Annotated in this window: 11 protein-coding genes; 9 read left to right on the top strand and 2 right to left on the bottom strand. The window is 42.4% G+C overall.

Features of this window, described 5'->3' with window-relative positions:
• Nucleotides 1-53: 53 nt before the first annotated feature.
• From rlmA to RH40_RS19710, 5 genes are all read left to right on the top strand, one after another.
• Complete coding sequence (gene rlmA / locus RH40_RS19690) at nt 54-866, top strand: 23S rRNA (guanine(745)-N(1))-methyltransferase (RefSeq protein ID WP_009603485.1); 813 nt, start codon at nt 54-56, stop codon at nt 864-866.
• A gap of 133 nt (nt 867-999) precedes the next feature.
• The gene (locus RH40_RS19695; protein ID WP_009603486.1) at nt 1,000-1,950 is read left to right on the top strand and encodes a ChaN family lipoprotein; all 951 of its coding nucleotides are present in this window, start codon (nt 1,000-1,002) and stop codon (nt 1,948-1,950) included.
• A gap of 314 nt (nt 1,951-2,264) precedes the next feature.
• Nucleotides 2,265-2,624: a hypothetical protein gene (locus tag RH40_RS19700; protein ID WP_009603487.1), complete on the top strand. Its 360-nt coding sequence runs from the start codon at nt 2,265-2,267 to the stop codon at nt 2,622-2,624.
• Between the two features lie 297 nt (nt 2,625-2,921).
• Nucleotides 2,922-4,499, top strand: a complete 1,578-nt coding sequence (locus RH40_RS19705) for an alkaline phosphatase (RefSeq protein WP_009603488.1) — start codon at nt 2,922-2,924, stop codon at nt 4,497-4,499.
• A 298-nt stretch (nt 4,500-4,797) separates the two neighbouring features.
• The gene (locus RH40_RS19710) at nt 4,798-5,397 is read left to right on the top strand and encodes an alpha-ketoglutarate-dependent dioxygenase AlkB family protein (RefSeq protein ID WP_009603489.1); all 600 of its coding nucleotides are present in this window, start codon (nt 4,798-4,800) and stop codon (nt 5,395-5,397) included.
• A 31-nt stretch (nt 5,398-5,428) separates the two neighbouring features.
• Here RH40_RS19710 and RH40_RS19715 read toward each other — a convergent pair whose 3' ends face one another.
• Nucleotides 5,429-6,343 carry a DMT family transporter gene (locus RH40_RS19715; RefSeq protein WP_009603490.1) on the bottom strand — a complete coding sequence of 305 codons (915 nt, stop codon included), beginning with the start codon at nt 6,341-6,343 and terminating at the stop codon, nt 5,429-5,431.
• A 121-nt stretch (nt 6,344-6,464) separates the two neighbouring features.
• On the opposite strand from RH40_RS19715, the gene RH40_RS19720 reads away from it, so the two are divergent.
• The 4 genes from RH40_RS19720 (at nt 6,465) to RH40_RS19735 (ending at nt 8,768) form a co-directional block, all read left to right on the top strand.
• The gene (locus RH40_RS19720) at nt 6,465-7,355 is read left to right on the top strand and encodes a LysR substrate-binding domain-containing protein (protein ID WP_009603491.1); all 891 of its coding nucleotides are present in this window, start codon (nt 6,465-6,467) and stop codon (nt 7,353-7,355) included.
• 90 nt (nt 7,356-7,445) lie between these two features.
• Nucleotides 7,446-7,841 (top strand): VOC family protein, encoded by a 396-nt coding sequence (locus tag RH40_RS19725; protein WP_009603492.1) that lies wholly within the window; start codon nt 7,446-7,448, stop codon nt 7,839-7,841.
• A 227-nt stretch (nt 7,842-8,068) separates the two neighbouring features.
• Nucleotides 8,069-8,347, top strand: a complete 279-nt coding sequence (locus tag RH40_RS19730) for a ribbon-helix-helix domain-containing protein (protein ID WP_009603493.1) — start codon at nt 8,069-8,071, stop codon at nt 8,345-8,347.
• A 136-nt stretch (nt 8,348-8,483) separates the two neighbouring features.
• A complete protein-coding gene (locus RH40_RS19735; RefSeq protein WP_009603494.1) occupies nt 8,484-8,768 on the top strand; it encodes a putative quinol monooxygenase in 285 nt (94 codons plus the stop codon).
• Nucleotides 8,769-8,888: 120 nt separating this feature from the next.
• Here the strand turns inward: RH40_RS19735 and rtxA are convergent, their stop codons facing one another.
• Entirely contained in the window at nt 8,889-22,877 is a 13,989-nt protein-coding gene (gene rtxA / locus RH40_RS21125) for an MARTX multifunctional-autoprocessing repeats-in-toxin holotoxin RtxA (RefSeq protein ID WP_009603495.1), read from the bottom strand.
• Nucleotides 22,878-22,893 lie beyond the last annotated feature (16 nt).

A 22,893-nucleotide genomic window follows, 5' to 3' on the forward strand; every position in this document is an offset into this window, starting at 1 on the left:
AAACAGCGCTTCTCTGATAATATCTGGCTTCTATTTTTGTCTAGTTAGCTTCTATGTCATATTCTTGTCCACTGTGTTTCCAAGCACTTAATCTCGAACAACGAATGTTTCGTTGTTCCAACAATCATTGCTTTGATATTGCAAAAGAGGGTTATATTAACTTAATGCCCGTGCAACATAAGCGTTCCAGAGAGCCTGGAGACAATAAAGAGATGATGCAGGCGAGACGTTTATTCTTAGAGCAAAATCACTATCAAGCAATGCAGAAAAAGGTTTCAAGTTTATGTAACGAATTACTTGTCGATAGCCATTATCGTTTACTCGATATTGGCTGTGGTGAAGGTTACTACACATCTGCAATCGCTGATTCGATACAAAATCCGGTACATCACGTCTACGGTTTAGACATCTCTAAAGTCGCCATACGTTATGCAGCCAAACGCTACAATAACTGTTCTTTCTCCGTCGCCTCGAGTCACAGACTGCCATTCACCGATAAAAGTCTAGACGCAATCGTACGAATATATGCTCCATGCAGTCCAAATGAGATGGCTCGGGTGTTAAATGACCAAGGCCTTGTTGTCACCGTTACTCCAGGAAGTAGACATTTAATTCAACTAAGACAAGAAATTTATAGAGAAGTCAAACTTCACAACGAGACAGAAGAGGAATTACCTGGCTTTACACTCGAGCGTGAAGAAAGCCTCAATTACATGATGCCCTTAACAGGCCCAGACAGTTATCATTTGCTTCAAATGACTCCTTTTGCTTGGAAAGCGACTCAAGAATTATGGGATAAATTAAAAAACGTGGAGCACTATGAGTGCGAAGCGCATTTTATTATTCGAGTTTACCGTAAACAATAATCGAAAAAAATGGTCTCTTAATCGTAGCTCTGGAAGCACGCGCTTAGCCACAAATGGAAATAATTGTCATTTCCATTGAAGTCGAACGTCGTCTTCTCTACTATACTTGGGAATTGTTTTCATAGAGGCCACCATGTTTAGGCTAACTCTCTTACCCTCGATAATCTTACTGCTAAGTGCTTGTTCTGGAAATCAAGCAAGACAAGTAGCTAATCTAAATAACTTTTATCAATACCAGATTTATTCTCCCAATTCCGAACCAATAACAACTGATGAGCTTGCACAGAACGTTCAAAAGGCAGATGTGATACTTGTTGGTGAATGGCACACACATTCTGGCATCCATAGGTTCCAAACCGAACTATTACAACGTTTACTCAGGCAAAATATGACTATCGCTCTCTCCATGGAGCAATTTTCGAGAGACTACCAGAGTGTGGTAGACTCCTATTTAAAAGGCGAAATCGGTGAGCAGACACTGATAACACAAACCGATGCTTGGCCCAACTATCCCAGCGACTATCGGCCTCTTGTCGAACTCGCTAAACAACATCAGTCGGACATCATTGCTGCTAACGCGCCAAAAAAAATTGTCCGTTGCATCGGTCAATTAGGGATCGATTATCTAAACACATTGACACCAACTCAACGTAGTTTTGTTGCCAAGTCCATCAGTACGGATAGCAGTCCTTATAAAAACGTCTTTATGGAGTCCATGCATCACGGAGATGAAGAGCAAACCGAGCGCCAATATGCCGCTCAGATTAGCTGGGATGAAACAATGGCAGAAAGTATCGTCAATTATCTCAAGAAAAATCCAAAATCAAAGGTCATGCATATCGCTGGTTCCTTTCATGTTCAACAAGGCCTTGGTATAAAATCTTCGATCCTCAAACGAAATCCGACCTTAAACGTCGTTGTCATTACACCGCAATCTATTAATGAACTGAGCCCAAAAAGCGGCACAGACTACCAACTTGCTGTACTTGCTCCACCGGTACGCTATGTAAAAATGGAGAACAGAATGGCTGCCTATCATTCCATCAAAAAAAGAAATCACCAACTAGAATGTTCAGCCAATTAAACTTTCAATTCTTCTTGTTAACGCTGTAGGAAAATCGATTATTTCTGTGTCACTCGATTATGCAATCAGTGCTGTAACACGCTCTTGAAAAACAAGTTGCCTCACCTTAATCAAACCATCTTAAGGTTGCTTGGATATGGAATTGTTATTGAGTACGCAGGGTAAGCATTATCACTGAGAAAAATATTTTCAGGTCAATGAAATATAAAGGCACGGTTTATGCTTGATAAAATTTGAACAAAATGTCGGATTAATACACAAGTTTCTATTGATGCTGCCGATATCTACAGTAAGCATAGTGCAAGGAGAACATTATGAAGCCGGTAGGAATGGGGACAATGGGCGCCACGCCCCCACCTCAACAAGCAAAGGTTCAAGACTCTCAAAACAATAAAGTAGAACACTCAGCACCACTTAAAGTTGAACAAAATAAAGTCACCCTCTCTGAGGAGGGTAAAGCTCTGCTCGCTGCTCTAAAAGAAATCGACAAGGAAAGTAAAATAGCTGAACAAGAAAATAAGACTGTCGGAGATAAAGTGGAGTCTTTTGCTCATGGAGCTTTAGGAATGACTCATCCTGATGATGAGGAAAAAGTGGAAGATACGTCTTATTCCGCAGGGCAATTCCTTTCCACAGCGGCAACAGTTGGTGGTTTTTTGCTCGCCTTAATTTAGTTTACCCTTCCAATTCACCAGCATCACCATTTGATGCCCAACCGTAGTACCCCTCAATTAATAATGATAAATAAGTCAATTAAACTCAAGATATTAAGAGCTGCGAAAACAAATAAAGCTCGAGTTAGTACCAATTCAATCGAAAAATCATAGATCTAAAAATAAAATAATCACTTCATCTATGAGCTAAACTCTCTCTACCCCACAAAATTTGAAACGCCAATGAAACATAACAGAAATATCAATGAAACAAATTGATGTTTAAATCAGTTCGCTTTTATAAATAAGGACACTTTAATGAAGCGTTATATAAAACCAATAGTTACGGCAGTCACAACTTCTGTTCTTTCTTTCAATGCTATTTCTGCAGAAATAAAAAATGTGATTTTGATGATTGGTGATGGAATGGGTCCACAACAGGTTGGATTATTAGAAACTTATGCGAATCAAGCGCCGCACTCTATCTATAAAGGGAATAAGACCGCACTGTTCAAACTGGCTAATGAAGGTGTCATAGGTTCATCTTTGACCCATCCAGAAGATGCCATCGTCGTTGACTCAGCTTGTTCTGCCACCATGCTATCAACCGGCGTTTATACCGCTTCTGAAGTCATAGGCATTGATTCTCAGGGAAACACCATAGAAACAGTACTTGAAAAAGCCAAGAGATCAGGCAAAGCAACTGGATTGGTATCTGACACTCGCTTAACTCATGCAACACCCGCCTCTTTTGCTGCTCACCAACCACATCGCTCACTTGAAAATGATATTGCCTCGGACATGCTATCCACTGGAGTAGATGTGATGTTATCTGGAGGCTTACGCCACTGGATCCCTAAGTCAACAAACGAGAAGGGGGAGACATACGAACAACTCAAGTTACTGACTCAAGGCAACGTATATCTTAAATCAAAGCGTAAGGATGAGAGAAACCTCCTCACTGAAGCTCAGTCTGCTGGGTATCAGTTGGCATTTAACCGTCAGATGTTAGATAAAGTAGAAGGCAATAAACTACTCGGACTCTTTTCCTATTCAGGGATGGACGATGGTATTACCTATAGTAATAAAAAAAATAGCACCGACCGAACCCAGCCTTCTCTGAGAGAAATGACGGATAAAGCCTTATCCATCCTTTCGAAAGACGAAGATGGTTTTTTTCTTATGGTTGAAGGTGGACAAATTGATTGGGCTGGGCACAGCAATGATGTCGGAACTATGTTGCATGAGATGATAAAATTCGACGAAGCAATAAATACAGTCTACCAATGGGCAAAAGGTCGAGACGACACCATTATCATTGTCACAGCTGATCACGAGACAGGGTCATTTGGCTTTAGTTATTCATCTCAAAACTTACCGAAACCGCAGAAACGTCTTGGTTCAGCATTCACCAAGCAAGACTATGCACCAAACTTTAATTTTGGTTCATTTGATATACTAGACGGTTTATATGCTCAAAAAAAGAGCTACTATCAAATGGTCAGCACATTCCAAAAACTTGAAAAAGAACAGCAAACAGCAGAAAAATTTGCCGAAATTGTTAATAGTAATAGTGCCTTCCCTATCACTGCCCAACAGGCTGCCAATGTTCTGAAAAGTAAACCTAACCCTTACCGTTTAGCGAGCCACAAGTATTTATCGGCTGAAAGCATACCAGCTATAAATGATTTTGATGCTTTTTTCCCTTATAACGATCGCGGCAATCTTCTCGCTAGAGAGCAAGCCACCAGCCAAAATATTGTCTGGGGCACAGGCACGCATACCCATACACCCGTTAATGTGTTTGCTTGGGGACCTGCTGAGAAGATAATCCCAGTTTCAAAAATGATGCATCACTCAGAGCTGGGAGAGTACTTAAAGTCTCAAGTACATTAAACCCACTCAATAAAGTGCCCTTTCTCTCTTAACCTAAAAGTATTAGAGATAAAGGGCATTTTTATATCCAAGTAGTCTCAAAGGGCTAGGTTTAGCGAAAGTAACTTGCTTGACAGGCAAGGCAACGATTTAAAAATCTAGTCATCTACGTTGAATATCGGTAACGACGTATGTAAAGCAAGACAACTCACCCTTCCCTATCGATCGCTAAAATTCGCAACCAAACTTCATGTTATGATCTGCACAAAGACTCAATACATATCAATGGAGACATGAGATACATGATGGAGAATAACCCTTGACCTTACTTAGTGAGCTCAACGTTCAAAAGCAATGGATTGATTTACCCAATGGCCGATTACTTATGATTGATGACTTTTTATCAATCAACGAAGCCGATACGTTAATGGCCCACCTAAAAAGCCATGTCTCTTGGTCTCAAGAAGAAATCAAAATGTTTGGCCGTCTAATTGCTCAGCCTCGCTTACAAGCTTGGTATGGTGATAAACCTTATACCTATTCTGGGCTAACCATGTCATCAAAACCCCTTACCAAGCCAATGCAGGAGATGAAATCACGCTGTGAGTCGGTTGCAGAGCAAGCTTTTAATAGTGTCTTTCTGAATTTATATCGAAATGGGCAAGATTCTATGGGAGCACATCAAGATAATGAGCCAGAATTAGGAAAAAACCCGACAATAGCATCACTAAGTTTGGGGGCTACTCGACGATTCACCTTGAAACATATACAAACAAAACAGACACACAACATCAATCTTACCCATGGTAGTTTATTGGTTATGGCTGGTGAAATGCAGCATTACTGGAAGCACAGCTTGCCCAAAACTAAGCGTGTTTTTGATGAAAGGATAAATCTTACCTTTAGAGCGATTTATTAGTATTCGAGCAAAATTCAGAGTAATGAGCGTCTCACAACGCCCTTACCGAAAGGTCCCGATGCTGCTTCCATTGGTTCACCGAAAGCCCCAGAATATTCGCTCCAAGGATCAAAACTAAACCAAAGATTTGATAGAAGTTATAAGTTTCATCATAAAAAATTACCTGCCATAAAGCGCTAAAGATAAGGCTCGTAAAAATAAGTGGTGCTAATTGCGAGCCAGACTGGGCAAACTTGTAAGCTTTGGCACGAAACACCTGAGTGTTGATAATCAATACAGAAAGCGCCCCTAATGCAAGGACGAGTATTTCGGGTTGAGTTATCTTTTGGGTAAAGAGCTCTTCTGTGGTCAAATTGACTATCACCATCGGGGTTAAAACAACAGAAGCAAATAAGAATGTCCATAGATTAATTTCAACCGCGTTTAATCGACTATGACTGACGCGATATAGAGTCAGTTGAGAGCCAGCGTTGAAAAAGCCTGCTGCCAAACCTACTAGGAGTTCTGGTCTAATATTAAACCCACCGTGGTCTCCGGCTAGCAGTGTTACACCTATAAACGTAACAACAAGTGCCATCGCATTTGCTATACTGATCCTCACCGAAAATATTAATTTTTCTAACAAAGGGATAAACAAGGGTCCAGTACCAAATAACACCATGCTCTCCACCAGCGTTAAATGCTGTAAAGCATAGATAAAACAGAACTGACAAGCCGAAATACAAACGGATCTCAACCAAAGATATTTTTGCTCAGCCCGATTTGGCCATCGAGCTTTTTGGTGGATTGACAGAGCGATCAGCAAAATTGCTGGCACTAGGAAACGAAGAAAAGTTAATAGGTTGACATGGAAGTATTCACCTAAATATTTGGAAAATAGCCCAGTTAATGACAGACTGAACGTTGAAGATAGCATAAATAAAACTGGATAGTACTGTTTGGACATAACGCCTCCTAACTTATATCCAAGTGACTTCAAGGTGTTTGGATATACTATTAAGTCTAATAATTAGGGAGGCAAAATAAAAACGATTAAAACTGACGAGTTTAGTAAGAAAAACTTACATATGAAAAAAATAGCACCTCTTAAATCAATTTATTCATTCATTACTGTTGCTGAAACAGGAAGCATGACAGATGCAGCGAAGATCCTCAATGTGAGTCACTCAGCCGTCAGCCAAGCCATAAAGTCTCTTGAAACCCAGCTAGGGCAAGCACTTTTAATCCGAATAGGGCGGACTGTCACTCTAAATGCTTCTGGTCGTCGTTATTACGAGCAAGTGGCACCTGCCATAGAACAGATAACTATAGCAACACAACAGATAATCGATAGTACCCATAACCAGCGTTTAACACTTAATATGGTTAACTCACTGGCTATGCACTGGTGGATCCCTCGAGTAAACCGCTTTAACCAATTCGCACCAGACCTTGATATTCGCATATCAAATCTAACTGGTAGCTTTATGATGGAGAGTGAAGGCGTTGATGTTGCAATTATTCACGGAAAAACAGATGACTGGCAGGATTATTACTGCGAGTTACTTGCACCTGATGAGTTGGTCATGGTCGCTAGCCCAGAACTGGTTACCCAAACGACCACTCCCGAACAGCTTCTGAATCAATATCCAGCGATCATTGCCACTAATGAGAGACGAAAGCACGACTGGCCAATTTGGTGTCAACACCACCAAATTGATTTACCAAATTCAGTCAACAATCTGAGCTTTTCAGCATCTATCCAAGCAATGCAGGCAACGATTCGTAAACTAGGCGTTTTCGTCACCCACAGACAATTTATTCGAGATGATGTTGAACATGGCTCTCTTGTTGAAGTCGGAGAAGCTGTGCAGAATCCTTACCAAGATTTTTATTTTGCATGCCAAAGAGAAAAACTCAAAAATCCGCATGTCCTAACATTACGTAACTGGTTGAAACAAGAGCTCCGTTATCAATAAAACTGATTTGAGTAACGTCGTACCTGAGTACTACCATTTATCATGTTTATCTCTTTATGCTTTTTCTTTTAAGCTCATAAGGAGAGCGAGATGACAAAATTGATCCACACTATGATACGTGTGAGTGATCTCACCAAATCATTAGCATTTTATGACCAAACTTTAGAACTAAAAGTGAAAAATCAATATGTTTTTGATGACTTTACTCTCACCTACTTAGGAAATGACTCCTCCGACTTTGAACTCGAACTTACTTATAACCACAATATTAACCAAGAATACACTCATGGTGATGGTTATGGGCATATTGCTGTTTCTGTTGATGATATTGAAAGTGTTCATAAAAAAATGGCAGCACTTAATACCAAACCCTCCGAAGTGACCACCTTTCATCATCAAAGTGAGGTACTTGCTACTTTCTTTTTCATCACGGATCCTGACGGATATAAAATCGAATTTATTCAAAGAAAAGGAAGATTTGCCTAATTTCAAGTCATTCTAAAAGTCATTTCCATATCAAAAATACCTAACTTTAAGTTACTTAGGTATATATAATGCAGGATTCAGAGCGATGACACAGTGTTGAGTTCAAGGAAAATAACGCAGCGTAATAGTCGACTCTTACCAAGTTGTTTGTATACTAAGTAAAATATTGATTGGTTGAGATACAAGACATAAACTGGCTCTTCAATAGACCGTTTCCGAGAGATGTTATGTGTGAAATTTTTTCTAATCAACCACCTGAAAACTATCAAATCATTGCTCGCTCAATTCGCATAGATGGTCATGCCACTAGCATCAAACTTGAGGCTAAATTTTGGCAAGTTCTTGAACAAATGGCTAAAGAGCAAGGTGTCTCTGTACCAAAATTTATTAGTACCATTTACACTGAAGCCCTGACATATAATGATGAAATTAACAACTTCACTTCTTTACTGCGCTGCTCTTGTTTGATCTACTTGAGCCAACCGAAGTCACCAAGCCCTTTTTAAATTGGTATTGTCGTACTCATGTACCACCAAGTTATCTGAGTTTTGTATATTCTGTGCAAAGTAGCGTCACCCAAATTGATGCCTCCGGAAAACGGATTATCGTTTCTCTACAATTAGGCCAAAAAAGAGCAAAAATATGATCAATTTAACTGCGACATTCCAAGCGAAACCAGAACACAGAGACACATTAGAGGTACACCTAAAGGCTATGTTAGAGCCCACTCGACAAGAAGAGGGGTGCATTCGATATGTCTTGCTTAATAATAATCAGCAACCAAATATCTTCATGTTTCAAGAGCAATTTGCAAGCCAAAACGCTTTTGACCAACATTGCCGTCAGCCCTATTTTTTAAATCTGCTCCATAATATTGAGGGGCTTTTGGAACAAGAAGTCGAGATACAGTTTTACACTGAGCTCTGATCAAGTCACTTCTCTCAATTACCTGCTAAATCCTGAGTCAGCCAAAAGAATAATAATTTCTATATCAGGAGAAAAGCCGCTGTCCATGAGCGGCTTTTTTATTAAAAAGGTCAACAGCCCCTAGGTAAAGTGAGTTTTGCCAGAAACAACATCACTCCAAGCACTGATCACTTGTTCTTGACTGTGAACATCAAAGCTATCCATAAAGCCATTTGCTCCAACCTTTGGCTCGAAATTACTCATAGCTTGCACCAAAGTATCGACTGCGCTATCTGTTAAAGCGGTATATTCACTTTGCCCTGAGTCATCGGTATCACTCATTGATAGGACAATATCGGCTCTATTATTATCAAAATAATTTGCAAAAAGAACACTGCCGGTAGTCTCAAACTGACCTTGTGAACTCACCGTCTCAATGTCTCGAATAATGGAGAGTTCCAAATCATAACCACTGCGCCTAAACCATAACTGATGCCAATCAACATCATTGAAGACAATTTTGTCATCCCTTCGGATATCCTCGACAAAGACATCAATGGCCTCCCCACTGACCACAAAACTGTCGGTATCCTCTCCACCTTTGAAGGTATTTTGGTAACCACCAAGCACCATAAGATCTCTTCCTTTACCTCCGTCAAAGTGGCTAAATTTAGACATAGCAGCAGCAATCAAATGATCATTACCCTCTTGACCGTTTAGTGCTGCATGATAGCCCATCAGTTTTACTACATCATTCCCTGTCCCTGCATTTAAGCGGTTGTAATTACCAAAAATACGCGCAAAATCATCTCCTTCAGCCAGTGAAATTTGATTGTTACTACCTATGGTCACCGAGTAATCTTGACCACTCCCGGCATCCACGCGATTAAAATTTCCGCTGGTTACTAGATAGTCGAAACCAGATCCCATATCGACTTCACCACCTTCACCAAAAATGAAAGCTTGATCACTACCCGAGCCAAGGAAAACATGATTTATGCGTCCAGCGACCACCGCTGTGTCATTGCCTTCTCCACCGAACATCATATTTTCTCGGCCCATCATTACACCAGTATCATTACCTTCATCACCCGAGAATATATTGGATATGCCAGTGGCATAATAGACATCATGTCCACGCCCACCCCAGAAGTTGTTATTATCTCCTAAGTAAGCGCCCAAATCCTGACCATCACCAGCCCAATTGAAATTGTAGTTACCCAAAGATACATGCATATCACCATCACCTTTCAAATGACCACTTGAGCGCAAGAAATCAAAGGTTTGTTCTTTTATATTAAGCACATCTTCACTCAGGTTTTTCTTGAGGTTTTCCGCTAATGATGTCATCTCTGCTTGCTTTTCTTGATCAAAGATCGTGGCAAATAGATTGGGTAAATTGAGCGCGTTAAAACCAAAGGTACGATCCTCAGAAGTATCGGATTCAGCCACAGACTTGACTGAAGCCAGGCCATCTCCCACATTCGAATGTTCTTCCTCCAACGTTCTTTGCTGCAAACCATGACTCGTGGCAAATGATTTGATGCCATCCGCACCCATATCAATACCTGACTTCAATTGGTTTAGTAATTTCGCAGGGTCGGCAAAAGATTTGAGCTGTTCACCACCAAATTCAGCCATAACCTCAATTATTTCACGCAAAGTCGCGACAGTATCTATCGGTTCACCGGTTCGAGAAATCAGTTGTCCACTGGGGCTATAGTCAACACCAAAAATATCGCCTAGTGTCGTTTCACTCGTTAGCCCAGCGAGCCTTCCTAACAAACGATTTTTGAGCTGACGCGGTAGATCTGCTGGTTGATAAGTAAAGGTTGCTCTTGCTTGCCCTGTTGCAGAAAACTGCTGAGTCATAGCACCGAACAAAGAACCTATATTGGTATCCAGAATCGACTGAATATTATCACCAAACATGAAGTTCCAATTGCCCGTAGTAACCTGAATATCTGCACCTTCTCCCGCAACTGCAAGGTTAAATGCTGATTTGTCATTGAGTTGGCGCAATTTATCAGCACGACTCAAACCCGATTGAGCCTGATTACCTGACTTCGACAACCACTGATTATATTTCTTATTTAACGTTGCTTCTGCATCGTACTTTAGACCTCGGCTACTGCGTTGATTATGAGCATCGAGTTCGGTCAGTGTCGAATAGTCAACACTACTGCTGAGATCAATCCCAGACATATCATTGACAAACTTCTTCGCTCCCGAGAGATTCCACTGTTGATCTTGCTGAGCAAGCCAACCATTACCATCGCTTGATCCAGCAAGAGATTGTAAGACACTAGCAATGCGCGCAGATCCATCAAATGGATTGATAAGCGGAGGCGTTGGTATAGATTTATCCATCATAAAGATGACATCATTACTACGGCCCATATTGAAGCTTACATTTCGATTGCCGATAAATGCTTGAACTCCTTCAAGAGCAGTGTATCCCGCTATGTCTACGCTGTGTTTACTATCACCATCACCAATATGTAACATGACATTGTTATCACCAAAAGACAGTGATTTAAAGCCGCCTGTCCCCACTTTTATTCCGAGGTTAGAGGTTCCCCAATTTATAGAAGTAAATTCACCATCACCAACATTAACTTGAATATTACCCGAATAACTTAGTTGATTTGATGCACTAGCAGAGACAGCAATCTTATTCTTTGGCTGCCTAGCAGGTGCGGAAAAGATCTCTCGGTTGGCTGATATTGCTCCATTTAATCTATAGTCGCTCTCACGCACACCGATTTTATTAATATCAATGTCTCCGATTGCGATACCGTTTTTTATCGCTTGTTGATGGGTAGTAAGCTCTCCATTCGCTCCCCAGTTTAATACCACCTTATGATCTGTGTGCTTACGCGTCCATTGTTGACCATCGGTTAAAGTGTATTTGCGACCATCCTGACCAATTGCAACATCCACACTTCTGGCTGATCCATCCGCTCTTATTCCTTCACTATCTAGCGACGTCAGAAATTGATGGGCAAAACCCTGCTGCTTGTCATCACTCACTAAAGAACAACCTACCATGCTTATGTAATCTGGTTTTAACGAAACACCTTCAACCTTCTTAAACTCTCGTTCAAACTTTGCTAAGTGTGTCGCCAATTGTTCAGCACTATAACCACTCATTTGGCTATGATTAACATCAGAAGACTCTCGCCCATGGCCGACAATTTGCCAACGTAAAAAGCCAGAGAATTTTGTTGCATCGCCATGAACAACTCGATAACCCCCTTTCTCATCCAGTTGAATAACAACACTGCTACTGGCATATTTACCCGCTAAATTTGCAGCCGCTTTGGTAACCACAGGGTCATCTTCAAGTTGAATAACAACATGGCCATCGAAACGACTCTCAGCACTATGATCCACCGCAGGCGTTTCAGCTTGTTGCCATGAGGTGACATCACTTCTGTTGACCTTATTCGACTGAAGGCCCTCTAGTTTTTGCTGAGCAAGTGCGTGCAAACTTTTCTCGAACATTTGCGCGTCATTGGGATAATTTTTGAACTGCTCACCAGATTCAAAGCTCTCTGCTGTCTCAAAATCAATCGGCCAAAACCGCTGACTCTCAGCATCGTACATAACATTACTTAAATTTAAGTCGCGATGGTAAATGTTGGCATCACTTAAATCTGAAATCATGTTTAAGTACAGTTGCTGGGCATTGTTGGGAATATCCTGTACAGCTAATTCAGAAACAGGCGTACCCGGTATTTTGAGCATTCGAATAAACACTTCACCATTATCATCTCGATATACGCTGGCACTGTCTTCACCATAGAACTGGTTGAAGAATTCAGCCTCCGCCAAAGCTGAGTTATGAGCTTTGCCAAGGTATTTGATGAGTACGCTGCTATCATTCGGGTCGCGTAATACAAGACCAAAAGACCCTGAAGCGACTAATAGTCCTTGCTGTTGGTACTCTCGTTTCTTTCGCTCAAGTGGTGTCATTGACGTATCAATATTTAACTTCAAACCTGGCTTTCTTTTCGGCCCCAAAGACTCAAGCCCAATTTCTTTTGGTTTTTGAAAACGTTTCGCCAATTCATCTCTTGCATTGAGATAATCGTGAGACAACTTGCGCTTAGTGGTAAAGAGTGGATCTTCTAAGCCCTTATTCCATTGACTGTTTTGTGCTGCTCGGTAATTAGCGTTAATCGCCACTTGCTGAAAGTTTGAAAACTCTTGTGCTGAGCGAATAACGACAGCACCTTGATCATTGACGTTAAAGTAGTCTTGAATTGAGCCTCTTCCAGCCCCGAGTCCACTTTCTGCAAATAAACGCCTCGGTAAAAAGAACGCAGCAGGAAAGTTATCTCCCATCACGCTAAAAAAGTTGGCATCATCGGCACCATGGTGAACCATTTCATAGCCTTCTTCTCGGCCCAAACCTGTATTAATAATATCTTTAAGCGTCTTTATCCGATCGCTCAACACTCCTAAACTTTCGCCATCCTTACGGTTGTATAGGGTCTCGTTGTCATACATGGCTTTTTGTTTTTTTGATAGCTCGGTATAGTCAACGCTTTCTTTCCATTCTTGCCAACTAATAGGTTGTTTGACTTTATCTTGCGGTCCTAAATCACGAATTGAGGGCATGACTGTGAAAAGATCGTAGTCTGCCGTCATAGGTAGACGAGAATCTGGATTCCCCATCACTTGCATCGGTTTACCCGGAGCTTCAAATACCTGCCAACGAGATACACCATCGACAGTGACTTGCTGAAGATAAAAATCTATTTGGTCCGCAACTTCTCCTCCCATCAATGCGCGTGTCTTGAAGAGCCCCGTTTGTGGATCCCATTTAGGTCGCGTCATGGCTTGGAATTTATCGACTAATTCATTGACTCGTGATTGCTCAAGGATAAGATCAACGCTTACGGCATGCCCAGAACTAAGCGCTTGTTGAGCAAGATGATTAAATCGTTCAAGATTATTTCTTGCTGATGCTTTAGCAAAAGACTGTTCAACAGGAATAAAACCGGACATTGGCCCCCAATCAGCACTTTTAGCTTTGACCATCAGGCCCTTGCTACTATATTGTTTTGACGCAATCAAAGATTTAGACTTTTCGTCGATCGGTCTAAGACCAATAATTACGTCTTCTCGTTCTGCAATCTCCGCAAACGTCTTTTGGTCGTGTTCAGGAATACCAAGCTTAACGTTTTCACGCTCAGCGAGTGGCGTTAAAGTAAAGTCGCGCGAATTATAACGCTCCTCTCTAAATCCTGCTCGCCCTGCTTCAGCCGGTAACAACCCTTCAAATAATTGCTTTAGGTCATCAAAGGAGCGATGCACTAGAACTTTGTCTTTATTAGGGTTGTACAGAAAAGTATTAAGTTCACTGAACGGATAGTATTGCCCTGTCCAAGGGTCGACGATCTTGGCGGATTCAGAGTTTCCTCCTACTTTAACAAAAACATGATCGCCAGAGCCTGCCAACCGCAGCGTTTCAACTTCACCTTTGTAGCCATACTGATTAATGATTAAGTGCGCCGCGTATAGGGCCCTGTCTCCACAGTTACCAACCCTTTTCTCCTTTAACGCATCAAAGTAGCGCTGCATATCGTTAGGAAAATACAGATTTCTGATCGTGTTAATCGCTGAAAGCGTTTGGGCCCAGTCTCTTTTAACCTCATGGCTGTTCGCCTCATGAGTCCTCAGATTATAAAAGCCAGACTCCATCATCGCTGTCGAGGATTTTCCAAGACTTCTCACCACCTTATCTAATATTTCAGCGAGGGGAAGTCGAATCACATCCCGTTTCAACTCATCTTCAGTCAGAACGTTGGCCAATGAAAGATAGTCAACAATTTCGCTTGCATGTTCTTTTATAAGCAACCCCGTAGCTTGATGACCAAAGTTCGTTTGCTCACCTGAAACATGGAACCCCGATTCAATGAGCTTGTGACGAATTTTTTCACCTTGGTCGCCAAGTATACCTTTATCTGTGTACAACATAACCGGAGTGCTTTTCGATAAGCCTGTCATATTCTCTTGCAAAGAGAATTGTCCCATTACCGCTTTTGAAACCGACGCAACGATACCCGCCGGATTAGCAATATCAATAGAGGCGACAGCTTTGCTCATGTTTGGTATAGGACGGTCCAACAACAGACCCGAGACAGGTTGATCGTTCTGCGCTGCATAACGGGCCAAGTTTGCCGCTACAGGTGCCCCGGTAGAGTAGCCATGAAGGATAATATTACTCGGCTTAATACCACGTTCACTGATCAAATAACGGAACATGCTGCGAGCATCTTGGTAAAAGCCTTGTTCACTTGGAACGCCATCACTTGCTCCAAAACCACGCATATTGACAGCCATCACATCCACATTAAGCTTGGCATAATGTCGTCGGACTAATAATGCTTGTTCTTCTGCAGAAGCTCCTGGACCATGAAGAAATAGCACGACCTTTTTCTGCGCTGTTACAGCATTTTCTTTATCCTGACTTTGCGAGTGACTGTGGTGGTAATACCCAGCCAGTCTGCCCACATGACCATTGATAGTTACTTTTTCAGCCTCATTAGAGGAAATAGCATTGCTCAAGATCAAACGTGTTGAATCCTTAACTTGTTTTCGCTCATCTTGCGTGCCAAACACTCGTTTTTGAAAAAAGCGAGTCAATACACTCTGACTCTCGGTATGTGAAAGTAAGTCCCTATCTACCTTCTTGAGAGGAGTATTCTGAGATACTGAAGACTCTGCCACTTTTTTGAGCTGAGCTTGTTGCAGATCTTGCCCAAATTTAAACAATTTTTTAGGAGTCCAAACTCCAAAACTTGGCTGCTTCGAAAGTGAATTTCGCCCAAGTAGTTTATTCGCTCCCCCCGCATTGAGAACTCTTGCGACCAGCGAGGAACAGTTTTGAGTCATGAGTTGGTAGCGTGCATTAGGATTAGTGCTGATCTTCGCCCACTCTGCTTGCATCGCACCAGCATCTAACCCTTCTAGATGGATACGAAAAACTCGGCCGTTGTCCGCTTCGGTATTTTTAAATGTATGGATAGCTTCGAAGGCATCTTGCATACTTCTTTTCAACAAATCAGAAATATAGCTGGGATCTTTAAGCTCTTTGGCATACGCTCTTATTGCATCAGCAAACCTCTCACCAACTTCGCTCATATCATTGTGCGGATCACTCCATTGCTCGATGTAAGGCGCTGATACTTCCGATGGAATACCACTTTTTTCCAACTGTTCAGGACTCATCAACAAAAAAGATGCGTAAGGCCCATTCATAGATTCAAACAGATCAGCATTACCCGAAAAAGCAGCTTGTATCTCACTTTTCTTGGCTTGATTCTGTTCCAGATCAATACCAAATTTATCGTTTTCTTCCGACGCGACATCATCTTCTAGTCGGCTTCCCATTGATGCCGGTAGGCTCAAATCAGGAAAACGGACTCTTGCATCTGGGTTGTCCTCGGAAGCGACTTTGAAAGGATTCTTTCCTTTAGAACCCGTTGGCCACCAACTGACGTAATTGTCTTCGTTAAAAAAACGAATTTCATCAGCATCAGGCTCTACATTTACTCTACCACGACCAATTTGCAAAGCCGCATGCCCATACATACTATGGTCACTTGGTTTCCAGACAAACAGCGTCGCACTGACTGGCTCAATCTTGTCCTCAAGTGCTCTGTGAATTCTCTTTAATCCACTCACATCAACGCCATTGCCATCTTTTGCTAACTGTTTAGCAGAGAGCTCGGTAAAGACAGAGTCTGATAATGATGTGCCATATTCCTTCTCTACCGCTGATTGTAATCGCTCTAAGGTAATGTCTTGGCTTATAGCAGCATCGAGGTCTCTGCTTAATTTCAAACGACCATCACCATCAATATAAAGGTGCTCACTTGATTTTAAGGATGCATTACCGAGTTGATCGTAGAGACGGCTAAACTCACCTTTCGCATCAATATCCATATCAGGATCAAGCTGGTTAACGACACTCTCAAGATTCATTTCCGTCTGGGATAATAGTGTTTGCATCGCTTGAACACGCCCAGAATCGGAATGTCCAAGTAGGTATCCCTGTAGTTGTTGGCGCAGGGTGGTTAGCCGAGTCAAAACCTGATCTGGGTAATCCGAATCTGCACTATGATAGCTTTCCAATGCTCGCAGCACATTGTAGTAACTTTTCCCTCTGCGTTTACCAGTGTGATTGGCAAGCTTTTTAAAAGCTCTCACCTCCATCACTTTGCCAATAGACAGCACTGCTTCCTCGTTTACCCGAGGTACTTCACCAAGCCCTTCAAGCTTTAGTCCAGATATCAGAGGGTTGCTACGCGAAATGGCGATTTTGGTATCGTTTAACACAACAGTGCTTTCTTGTGCTTGCCTTCTACTCACGACATCGCCAACAATAAGCGGTTTTGACGCACGGCTGCCGGCATTAATTTGCAAGCGATTAACCGCAGCCATACCAGCTTCAAGCTCTTCTTGCTCAGTGGGTTCAAGCATCTGAATCAAGCGACCATCTGGCCTAATCTCTGAGATATTCTCAGTCGAGACTGTTTCACCTCCACTGTTTTGAGTTAACTCAGTGGGCTTGTCAGCTATTTGATCCGGTTGTTGTGGCGCTGGTTTTGGTTGACTAGACTGCTGTACCGATTTAGCGTCTTTGATTGCATTAGCAACTTTTGAATTTGCATGCTCAACCTTCGCACTCGTTTCTCTGTCCGCATTTTGCACCGCATCTTGAGCCGAGTTTTTGGCTTCTTTGGCCTGTTTTTCATGGTTTTGTGCAGTAATTAACTGAGTATCAGCCTGGCTTTTGACTTGATCAACTCTATTTTTTGCGTCAGCTTGACTCTTCTCACTGTGCATCATGCCGTATTCAGATTGAACAACTGCATTTGCTAATTTGTTGCGATTTTTAATCAGGCCTTTTTGAACGGCAGAAATTTGTTCATTCGACTCCGCTTTAACGGAATCAAGCTGAGTTTGTATTCCGGAGAGATAACCACTAGCAAATTTCTCGCGCCATTTATTGCCTGTCGGCTGACTATTAATATCTGGTTGTACTATCTGCTCTAGGCCATCAGTGATAGAAAACAGCTCATCCCTTACTTCCCTTGCTTCTCGTTCAAGGTTAGCTTTTTGCTCACTACCGTTTTGGGATAAGGCATCTTGGTCAGTCGACTCGAGCTGCCGTTGAGAATTTTTTAATTTGGCTAATTGCTGCTCTTTTTCCGCTGCTAAACGCTGCCCGTCTTCACTGGCTCGCTCCTTATCACTCAGGGCAGACACTTCTGCGGTATCACCACTGGAATGATTTTCCAATATATCGTTTTGTGCGAGATACTCAGATTTTGCGATGACATTATCGAGAATATATCCACGACCATTACTCTCTCCCGTCGCTCTAAAGCTAATACGGTTTGTACCTTCTTGAGCTCTAAGCTTAAGGTCTTTTTGTTGCCATCCATCTTTTACATCAGAGGCCGAAAATACGATATGGTCATTCCATAAAACTTCGATACCCTCTTGCTCTCCAATGTGCGAGCGCTTTGCAAAATCAAAGCTTAATTGGATAACTTCTCCTGCTTTCAAAGCAGAAATTTCCTGATATAAGGTAGTATTCGAATAGACATCCAGCTCGGTAACCCGATCACCGTGAGAGGAATTATCTAAGCCATAAACACTGGCTGAGTGGCTAACTTCTATTCCATTTGTTCTCAGCCAACCCTGACTTCCTGACTCAAAGTCACCATTAGTGATTAAATTCGGTTGATGACTTAAATCCTGCTCCTCGATAGATAAGTCCGTTTTTAACGCCTCTAAATTTGGTGTTTCAACCTTAGTGATTTGACCTCGGATACTGGAACTCAGATCCGTTGATACGGGATCAATACTTTCTAGCTCAAAACCTGACAAGTGGTTAATCTCTGGTGTGGCTATCGCAGCACGTCCTCTTCGTGAACCTGACGTCGACGCCTCATCCCCTTGGACAAGATAATTGATCGCCTGACTTCCTCCGACACCAAGTACCGTTTGTTTTATCCCCTCAAATAGAGAAGAAAGTTTCTGGCTTTTTGTATTGCTTGATGCAATCGCTAAATAATACGAATCACCATTACCAACCTTAATATTGATATTGTTTCGCGCATAAGAGGCACTGATATCCAACCCATCACCCATGTGAATATTGGCATTGGCATTCCCCTTCATTACAGCGAGGTTTAAACCATCCCCAACTTTGGTATTGAGGTTATATTTTCCCCATGCAACATTGACTGAGAGACCATCACCTACCTTGGTGTGCACATTAGCATCACCATAAGAGGCTGCCACGCTCATACCGTCTCCAACTACCGTGGTAATATTGGCTTTACCTTTAGCCGCGGTGACTTGTGTCCCATCACCAACCTTAGTGACAATATTCGCTTTGCTCCAAAGTGCATGATAGCCATCTCCTTGGCCAATGTGAGTGACGACATTGGCTTCTCCCTTTGCAAGCACAACTTGGTTCCCATCACCAACTTTTGTGACAACATTAGCTTTACCCCAAGCGCCAACATAGTCATCACCAGCGCCAATGTGGGTCATAATATTTGCGTCTCCATGCACCACGGATGTTTCTTGGCCATCTCCGACTTTAGTGATGATATTGGCTCTGCCCTTGGCAAGAGTGTAGCGTTCACCTTCGCCAATATGAGTTAAGACATTTGCTTCACCCCAAACCGCGTTGACACCTAAGCCATCACCGATTTTTGTTATCAGATTCACTTTACCTTTAGCAAATCCTAAAGTGGTACCATCACCCACGTGAGTCATTACATTACCCACATCTGATATCAATAGTCCTACGGCAGTTCCATCACCAACTTTGGTTAATATATTGCCTTTGCCAGCAAGTACTGCAGCTGTGGTTGCATCACCAACATGAGTAATCACATTAGCCTTGGAGGCCGCAACGACACCCATAAAACCATTACCAACCTTGGTCACAAGGTTGGCTTCACCCAGAGCCAAGACACCCGTTAAGCCGTTCCCTACATGAGTCATAATGTTCGCCTTGCCGAACATAGCAGCAAGTGTGGTACCATCACCAACTTTGGTCATGACATTCAATTCACCAGCAAACACACCAATGCTCGTCCCATTACCAACATGGGTCGAAATATTGGCTTTGCCAAACATCAAAGAAGCGGTAAGTTCATCCCCTACTTTCGTCATCACATTCGCCTGGCCAATCATGGCAGCAAATGTTGCTCCATCTCCGATATGAGTGAAAACATTAACATTACCGATCATTGCCCCGAGAGTAGGTCCATTGCCAACCTTAGTTGCGATGTTACCTTTAGCAAGCATCAGAGCTATTGTCAGTCCATTACCAATATGAGTGAATACATTCGCTTCAGCGATCATTAGTGCCAAGGCATCTCCATCCCCTACTTTGGTAAAGATATTACCCATTCCCCCCATTAGGGCCCAAGTATTGCCTTTACCAATGTGAGTAAGCACATTGCCTGCTCCAATCATCGCAGCAATCGAAGTACCTTGACCCACTTTAGTGAAAATATTTCCCGCGCCAGCCATAACGCCAAGAGTTTTCCCAGAGCCTACATGAGTCACAACGTTGCCTATGCCAAACATAATACCGGTCGTTTTGCCGTCGCCGACTTTTGTCAGAATATTCGCACCACCTAACTGGATACCTGTGGTACTACCGTTCCCAACATGGGTTAACACATTCGCGCCACCGGCCATGATTGCCGTTACATCTCCGTTCCCTTTCTTGGTAAGGACATTTGCACCACCAAAGGCAATAAATTTGGTATTATTTGGAGCATCATCTTTAGACAGATGGGTAAGGATATTACCGCCTCCTAGCATACCCACATTAAGATCACCCGCCCCTAGTTTAGTGAGCGCGTTGGCACCACCAAGCATGATCGAGTTTATGCCACCATCACCGATTTGAGTCAAAATATTGAAACCACCACCGGCAACCCAAAGACCTTTTCCGCTACCGATCTGGGTATGAGAGTTAAATCCACCAAAAAGCATCAGGTTACTATCACCATTGCCTTTATGAATCGAGATATTGCCGTAAGCCAGCAAATGAGCAAGGTAATCTCCATTACCGACTCTGATGAGTACATTGAGCGCACCACCTGCCGCAACATCCGTCATTCCGCTGCTCGAACTATTGACAATAACATTCGCAAGTCCGGCTCCCTTAAACGACAAATTCCCTTCCCGGCCACTTTTAACAATCACGTTGGCACCACCACCACCGGCAAAGTAAGTGTCACCAATTAGACTATGATGAGAGATAACATTTGCAGCACCAATACCAGAAAAATGCACGTCACCTTCAGTCACGTCTGAGTGAATAACATTGCCAGCACCTGCACCTTTGAAATGTACATCACCAGAGCTGTCGCTATCTGCAGTATTGGAAGAAATTAATGGTAGCGTTTTCTTATCACTCAGGTTAAGGATACGCTCTGAGTCAACCCGCGATGCTTTGACGCTGTATTGAAGATCACTTAAAGAATACCCACCCTTAGCCATAGAGCGATATCCATTAGCGGTCGAGTATACTTCATTTTGGATATTGTCAGTAAAATTGCCCGCCTTATACCAAGCGCTCGCATAATATTTTAAAACGCCAGTTTTCTCATCATTAATCAGTTCAACTTCAACTATCTTGGTGTGTTTGCCTGTCCAGACAGCATAAATATAAGCATTGGGCTTTTTAAGAGACTTGATGGCTTTAACATCAACCGGGTTACCTATTGAATATCCCCCCATCTTGGCATTAGAAAGAGTAATATCGGCGGCCTCAACTAAGGTACCCCCTCCATATGTTACCCATTCATATTCAGTGAGATTTTTTTCAATAGCGTGAATCTCAAAGTTCTGTTGACGCTCCACGGACAAATCGAAGAGTGCGTATGCCCCCTTTTGCGCTACTGCCGTATATCCACTTTGTTGAGAAACTTGAGTATTAGTGAGGTTATTAAGATGGTTACCTTCTCGGTACCAAGAAGTAGATAGATAATTTAACTGTCCACTGACAGGGTCATTGTCCAGTACAACCTTATTGACCTTAGTGAAACCATCTTCAAGAATAGCGAAAAGATAGGTATTACTTTCCACTTCAGATTTTAGCGGTTTCACCTGTCGAGCAGTCGTGATCCATTTTCCTTTAATTGTTGCATTGCCGAACGCCACATTGTCTGCATCAGCAAACTCAATGCTGGATTGAGCAACCTTTTGGCCTCGGCCTTGACGAACGATATTATTATACCCACCAACTCCATCAAAATGGATATCACCGTGGGCGACATCAGAATATAAATGGTTATAGGCACCGACACCTTGAAATAGAATATGCCCCTGCGTCTGCGAGTAATTGTCCTGTGCGTTTCGAGTACGTTCAATACGGTTTGATGCCCCAGCCCCACGCAAAGTGATATCGCCCTGCTTGCCTTTACGAACTAGATAATTATCCGCACCTGCTCCAGAAAAGTGGATGCTGCCTTCTTCGATACTGGAATAAATATTGTTTGCTACCCCAGCACCAGAAAAGTTGATATCCCCGTGAGACTCTTGATATTGATCAAACCAGGTGCGGGTCAATTTATTGCCAGCACCAGCACCAATATACTCCATACTTCCAGCATTGGTTTGATGATTTAAGCGGTTGTAGCCTCCGGCACCGCTAAAAGAGACCTCTCCCTGTTTACCTAGTCGATTAAGTTCATTATATGCAGCAAGCCCTTGATAATCTAAGCTGCCGATGTCTCCATTATGGTCGATCGATACCGCACCCGCGGCTCCTGAGAACGAAACATTACCAGCACCGCTTTTATTAATGTCTGCATAACCAGCGGCTCCCTGCACTTTCAGATGACCACTAGAGTCATTAATTTTTAGATAAGCAGAGCCTCCGACAACCGTATCATCGCCACTACCCGTATGAACCGTTGCTCCGATGGAACCTAAACTAATGTGATCATCACCACCGTATGCATGAATTTGTCCACCAAAACCGATAGCAACAATCGTATTGTTTCCTTGGTCAGCAGAATAGTTGCCCGTAAAGAAGTATTCGACACTTCGCCAAAATGGTTTTCCCATAAATGAACCTATGAAT

The organism is Vibrio caribbeanicus ATCC BAA-2122 (assembly GCF_000165125.1).
Classification (GTDB): Bacteria; Pseudomonadota; Gammaproteobacteria; order Enterobacterales; family Vibrionaceae; genus Vibrio; species Vibrio caribbeanicus.

Coding starts and splice junctions, on each gene's coding strand:
- rlmA (WP_009603485.1), top strand. CDS start 54: ATGTCATATTCTTGTCCACTGTGTTTCCAAGCACTTAATCTCGAACAA.
- RH40_RS19695 (WP_009603486.1), top strand. CDS start 1,000: ATGTTTAGGCTAACTCTCTTACCCTCGATAATCTTACTGCTAAGTGCT.
- RH40_RS19700 (WP_009603487.1), top strand. CDS start 2,265: ATGAAGCCGGTAGGAATGGGGACAATGGGCGCCACGCCCCCACCTCAA.
- RH40_RS19705 (WP_009603488.1), top strand. CDS start 2,922: ATGAAGCGTTATATAAAACCAATAGTTACGGCAGTCACAACTTCTGTT.
- RH40_RS19715 (WP_009603490.1), bottom strand. CDS start 6,343: ATGTCCAAACAGTACTATCCAGTTTTATTTATGCTATCTTCAACGTTC.
- RH40_RS19720 (WP_009603491.1), top strand. CDS start 6,465: ATGAAAAAAATAGCACCTCTTAAATCAATTTATTCATTCATTACTGTT.
- RH40_RS19725 (WP_009603492.1), top strand. CDS start 7,446: ATGACAAAATTGATCCACACTATGATACGTGTGAGTGATCTCACCAAA.
- RH40_RS19730 (WP_009603493.1), top strand. CDS start 8,069: ATGTGTGAAATTTTTTCTAATCAACCACCTGAAAACTATCAAATCATT.
- RH40_RS19735 (WP_009603494.1), top strand. CDS start 8,484: ATGATCAATTTAACTGCGACATTCCAAGCGAAACCAGAACACAGAGAC.
- rtxA (WP_009603495.1), bottom strand. CDS start 22,877: ATGGGAAAACCATTTTGGCGAAGTGTCGAATACTTCTTTACGGGCAAC.